The sequence below is a fragment of the Maribacter sp. genome (assembly GCF_016744255.1).
Lineage (GTDB): Bacteria > Bacteroidota > Bacteroidia > Flavobacteriales > Flavobacteriaceae > Maribacter_B.
Genome location: NZ_JADGES010000145.1, coordinates 1 through 6,141, shown reverse-complemented (window position 1 = coordinate 6,141; position 6,141 = coordinate 1). Strand labels below are relative to the sequence as shown.

The 6,141-nt window shown below is 35.8% G+C and carries 3 protein-coding genes; all 3 read right to left on the bottom strand.

Going from position 1 to position 6,141, the window contains the following annotated elements; translation table 11 throughout:
- Positions 1 to 336: 336 nt before the first annotated feature.
- Positions 337 to 1,872, bottom strand: a complete 1,536-nt coding sequence (locus QZZ51_RS15855) for a YifB family Mg chelatase-like AAA ATPase (RefSeq protein WP_291871441.1) — start codon at positions 1,870 to 1,872, stop codon at positions 337 to 339.
- A gap of 8 nt (positions 1,873 to 1,880) precedes the next feature.
- Complete coding sequence (locus QZZ51_RS15850; RefSeq protein WP_291871439.1) at positions 1,881 to 4,292, bottom strand: penicillin acylase family protein; 2,412 nt, start codon at positions 4,290 to 4,292, stop codon at positions 1,881 to 1,883.
- Between the two features lie 127 nt (positions 4,293 to 4,419).
- A partial coding sequence (locus QZZ51_RS15845) for a cytochrome c biogenesis protein CcdA (RefSeq protein WP_291871438.1) occupies positions 4,420 to 6,141 on the bottom strand: 1,722 nt, incomplete at its 5' end.

The window sequence follows — 6,141 nt, the reverse complement described above, 5'->3', positions numbered from 1 at the left end:
GTTTCAGTTTGTTTTTTGAAAATTGTAAATGAATCTAAATTTAGTTGTTGCCCTAATTCGGTCATAGTTATTCTACTGACATTTCGTCCAGAACTTATTAAATCGCCAAATGTTGAATTCAATTCCAATATGTATGTTACTGTCAACGTCTAGGCTCGTATGGTTTCGTTGTGGAAAAGTCCGCGAGGACTATTCCGCGAAAACCAAGCCTTTATTTCAAAGTTGGAATTTTCAGAAAAAAGTTCCGCCACAATGAATTATAGCCGTTGTTGTGCTTTTGTTATTATTCTCTTTGCAATTCGGCTTTTACTAGTTCTATTAAACCACATTACACCACTACCCCAACCAACCTTCTCTATCTAAACTACGGTATTGAATAGCTTCGCCTATATGGGTACCATTCACAACTTTGGTATTTTCTAAATCGGCGATGGTTCTGGCAACTTTCAATATCCTGTCGTAGGCTCTAGCAGATAAGTTAAGGCGCTCCATAGCGTTTTTTAATAGTTCTTTAGAAGCTTCGTCTAATTTACAGTGTTCCCGTATTTGCTTGGTATTCATTTGCGCATTGTAATGCACGTTTTCTAAGCCTTTAAAACGCTCTGTTTGTAGCTCGCGGCCTTTGGTTACTCTTTTTCGTATTTCTACACTGCTTTCTCCTTTTCGTTCTTCAGATAGTTTCTCAAAAGGAACGGGAGTTACTTCTATATGGATATCTATTCTATCTAGTAAAGGGCCCGAAATTTTCCCTAAATACCGCTGCATTTCTGCTGGGGAGGAGGTTACTGGTGCATCTGGGTCATTAAAATACCCGCCAGGACTAGGATTCATGCTTGCTACCAACATAAAACTACTTGGATAGGTAACCGTAAACCTTGCTCTAGAAATAGTTACTTCTCTGTCTTCCAAAGGCTGGCGCATAACTTCTAAAACGCCACGTTTAAATTCTGGCAATTCATCTAAAAACAAAACCCCATTATGCGATAAGGATATTTCTCCCGGTTGCGGATATGCGCCGCCACCTACTAAAGCAACATCGGATATAGTATGATGAGGGCTTCTAAATGGTCTCTGACTCATTAACCCCATATTCTTTACCTTTCCCACTACACTATGTATTTTAGTGGTCTCCAAAGCTTCATTTAGGGTCATTGGTGGTAATATCGATGGTAATCTTTTAGCTAACATAGTTTTTCCTGCCCCTGGAGGACCAATAAGAATAATATTATGTCCGCCTGCTGCTGCTATTTCCATACAGCGTTTTATGCTCTCTTGGCCTTTTACATCGGCAAAATCGAACTCTGGGAAATCTAAGTTTTTAGAAAACTCTTCTCTAGTATTTATAATCGTCTGTTCCAAAGGAGTTCCTTTATCAAAAAAATCGATAACCTCTTTAATATTTTCTACTCCATAAACTTCTAAATCGGACACTATAGCCGCTTCTTTGGCATTCCCTTTAGGAAGAATAAATCCTTTAAAGCCCTCTTCCCTAGCTTTTATAGCAATTGGCAAAGCACCTTTTATGGGTTGTAAACTACCGTCTAAGGATAGCTCGCCCATAATAATATACTTTTCTAAATTATCGGATTGTATTTGGTTCGATGCTGTAAGAATACCTAAAGCCAAAGTTAAATCGTAGGCGGAACCTTCTTTACGCAAATCGGCAGGTGCCATATTAATCGTAATCTTTTTCCCTGGAATTTTATAGCCGTTATTTAAAAGAGCTGCCGCAATCCTGTAATTGCTTTCTTTTATAGCATTATCTGGCAAACCAACCAAATGATAACCAACTCCTTTATCTACATTTACTTCTACGGTAATAGTTGTAGCTTCCACCCCAAAGACAGAACTACCATAAACTTTTGTAAGCATAATCCTATTTAGTTTGGACTAAATATAAGCAATGATTTTGAAGTCTCTTCTATCTCCTTTTTATTCATTAACATTTTTCGGAACTCTCCATTAACAAACATTTGCGCTTGATCCCTATAATGTTTACTAAAAGGATTACCAGATTGCCCTGTTGGTAGAATGCTTATGCTATTTTCTATATCTGAGAAATCTATGATTCTTCGCGTAGAAGGCCCTGAACTAACTTTATACTTTCCTGTGTCACTATAACCAAAAGCCATATTATTAATAACCTCTCGGGTTCCCATAACCGGAAACGGTCCTACATTAAAAAGGGAACGCAACGCTTTTACTTTGCCTATAGGGTGCTCATGTTCTATGGTATGCACTTTGTCCCATGTCCAAGTTTTATAATTGGTTCCAAAATCTTGTTCTAAAGAAACCCATGCATCTGCAAAAGAAGTATTAACTATATCAATTTGAGTTTCTTCTTTTTCTTTAGTGTTTACATTGTCCCACCAAACAGAAGATAGCTTCCCTACCATTGGAGCTATAATTCTTTTATGTAAGTGCGTGGATAATAATTGACCAAACATTTCCTCTCCTAATTCATCCGAAAAAGTATTTTTTAGAAAGTAATACACCCAACGATGGTATACTGTAGCCGTATAACTATTTAAAGGGTAATCTCCTTGCCAAGCCTTTAAATCATCTAACAAAGATATCTGGCTACTATTCAACATCTTAACATCGATTACTTTACTTAAATTTGTAACTACTAAAGGGTTCACTGGCGAAGTTACATCCGTTATCATATTACTAGCCGATTCCTGGTCCCAATCGTTTTTTGGTTCTAATAATTGAGTAATACGTTTGGCTCTATTTTCTGGCAGATAATATCCCGGATATAGCGTACCGTCTATAGAATCTGGTTGGTTGTTTGCAGAATACACATAATTCCAAGGTGGATTTATTGCTTTTGGGTTTTTACTAAAATCTAAATACCCTAACCTTTCCTCCTCACCAGAACTCCCATTCATAATCATTTTTGAATTTACACTATCTGGTAGTTTGTGCAATTTTGCCGTAGCAAACCAAGCGACATTACCTTCTGCATCTCCGTACATAACATTTAAACCAGGAGCATGAATATTAGGTAAACCGCTTTTAAATTCCTCTAAATTGTTTGCATGAGACATGCTATACAATGCATTAAATACTTTGTTCTCTTGGCTGGTATACGTCCAAGACATGCTAATTGGTCTTTCTCCTGTAATTTGATTAGCAATACCGTTTAATACAGGGCCATGCTTTGTTTTCTTATACGTAAAAACAACATCTTCTTCATCTTTTACTTTAATACTCTTGGTTATAAAAGTATACGGTTCCCAACCTGTCGGGGTTTTATATTGTGTACTATCTGCAGGGTTAGTTTCTTCGTAATAAAAATCAACATCATCATTCTCGAACATGGTTAAACCATAGGCAACTTTTCTATTATGCCCCAAAAGAGGAAAAGGAACTCCTCCTAAATGATACCCATACTTTTTATAGTTAGGCGTACTTATATGTGCTTCATACCAAACCGATGGCTGTGCAAAACCTATATGCGGGTCATTTGCAAATATCACCGCTCCATTTTTAGTCTTTTCCGGAGCTATAACCCAGCTATTACTACCCTCGAACAAAGGCAATGCAACCTTACTAAGAGCGCTATGTACATTAGTGGCTATCCTATTTTGGATTTCTGTTGTAGCGACCAAAGAATCGGCTTCTTTGGGTAGGTAATTTTTTATCCAAGCCGTATCTGAATCTACATCTATTTCTAAATCTGCCAAATATGCTACTCCCAGTTTATCTTTTACATTGGTAATAAAAGGGTCTGTCTTATGTGCCATAGCAAAACTAAACGCCATGTAACCCACCGTATTATACATATCTACCAAAGTAAAGTCTTGCTTTTCTATTCCCGTGAGATAATATTCTATTGGTGTTGGCCCTTCTTTTATAAATTGATTTACACCTTCTAAATACGCATTAGATAGGGTAACAAGTTCACTATTATAGTCTAAATTAGCAACTGTCTTTTCCGTGGCATCTGCAATTCCTAAAGAAAGAAAAAAGGTATCTGTACCTACTAAATCTTTACCAAAAACTTGAGACAATCTACCCGTACTTATTCTGCGCATTAGTTCCATCTGCCATAATCTATCTTGTGCGTGTACGTATCCTAATGCTTTATAAGCATCTTCCTCTGTTTCTCCATATATATGTGGTATTCCATAACTATCATAATGTACAGAAACTTCCTTTTTAAGAGAAGAAAATACCACTTCCCCTTCGTAATTTGGTTTAAGAAATTCAATTACTACAAAGATTAGCAGGATGAAAATTCCTAAAAATAATAATACAGAAACGCCTATTTTTTTTAATCTAGTCATATTAGCATGAAAAATGTGTAATCGAAAGATAAAATTATTTAATTAAAAAAGCACCCAAATAGGTGCTTTAAATATATTTTAAACAATAAATAATCTGTAATAAAGTGTGTTGCTACTTCTTGTTATTTTATTTAAAATTTTCTAATCCTTTCTTTAGCCATTTTTCATAGGTATCGCTATCTGTGCTTTGTATGGCTTTATTTAGAACCTCTAGATCTGGCGAAAGAAGAACATAATAAGGCTGAGAAGCAGCATTAAAGTTTATATCCTGAAAAGTTCCCCATTTTTGACCAATAGTCTCTATGGTTTTAACCCGACCAGAATCGTACTTAAATTTAAATTGCTCTTCTTTTGGTAATTCCTTTCTATAATCTACATACAAAGAAATAAGCACATACTCTTCTTTTAACAGCTCATAAACCGCTGGTTCGCTCCATACGTTTTCTTCCATTTTACGACAGTTTACACATGCCATACCTGTAAAATCTAATAAAATAGGCTTATTTACTTTTTTAGCATACGCTACGCCTGCATCAAAATCTTTATAACAATCTAACCCTAAAGGGCAATCGCTCTCCTGTGAAACCACACTATAGAATTCTGGTGGCGGAAATCCGCTTAACATTTTTAAATTCGTAACCTTACTCACTCCCAATACCAAGTACACTAAAAAAGCTGCACTTACCAATCCTGTTATTTTTCTTCCTAAAGATAATTTTTGCTTAGGACCATCGTGCGGAAATTTAAATACTCCGAATAAATACAGAGTAAGTAATAAAGAAAGTGCAATCCATATTCCTAAAAATACTTCTCTTTTTAATATTCCCCAATTACCCACTAAATCTGCATTGGATAAGAATTTAAGCGCCAATCCTAATTCTAGAAAACCAAGCACCACTTTTACCGTAGTCATCCATCCGCCAGATTTAGGCAGGGAATTTAACCAAGCTGGAAACATAGCGAATAATGCAAATGGTAACGCTAGTGCTACTCCAAAACCAGTCATCCCTGCAGAGAGGTTATTCGCAACATCTCCTTCGGCTAAAGTAGTACTCCCTAATAATCCACCTAATATAGGACCTGTACAAGAAAAAGATACAATTGCAAGTGTTACTGCCATAAAAAAGATACCAATAAAACCACCTGCCTTAGTAGAAGCTGCATCCATTTTATTAGCCCAAGAATTTGGTAATGTTAGTTCATAGTATCCAAAAAAGGAAAATGCAAAAAACACAAAAATAATAAAGAACCCTAGGTTTAACCATACATTAGTAGCAATGGTATTTAGTATTTGCGAATCCACAGAATCGAACAAATGGAAAGGTAAACTCAATAGAAAATATATAAGAACTATAAAGAATCCATAAAGCAATGCATTTACTATTCCTTTAGATTTATTCTGCGACTGTTTGGTAAAAAAGGAAACCGTAAGCGGAATCATTGGAAAAACACAAGGTGTTAAGAGCGCTATTAATCCGCCTAAAAAACCCAATCCAAAAACAACCCACAGACCCGATTTTTCATGTAAATCTGTTTCTTCGTTCTTTAATAACTCTTTATTCCTTAAATCTAACTTTAAAGCAGAACTCATTACTAGACTACGTTCATCCACATCCTCATCGGTCTTTACTACTGGAGCGCCATTTAAAGAAAAAGTAAAAGACTCATCTCTAGTAATACAAACCTCTTTACATACTTGAAAAAATAATTGAACTTCTATCTGTGCTAGCCCTGGCTTCAATATTTTTATCCTCTGTTTAAATATGGCTTTTTCTGAAAAGAAAGTTTCTTCTACTTCAAAAACTTCACTGTATTCTGCATGTGTTTCACTTTCTTCTGTTTTTCCTAG

Excerpts from the sequence above, each read along its gene's own strand:
- QZZ51_RS15850 (WP_291871439.1), bottom strand. The coding sequence starts at position 4,292 with ATGACTAGATTAAAAAAAATAGGCGTTTCTGTATTATTATTTTTAGGA.
- QZZ51_RS15855 (WP_291871441.1), bottom strand. The coding sequence starts at position 1,872 with ATGCTTACAAAAGTTTATGGTAGTTCTGTCTTTGGGGTGGAAGCTACA.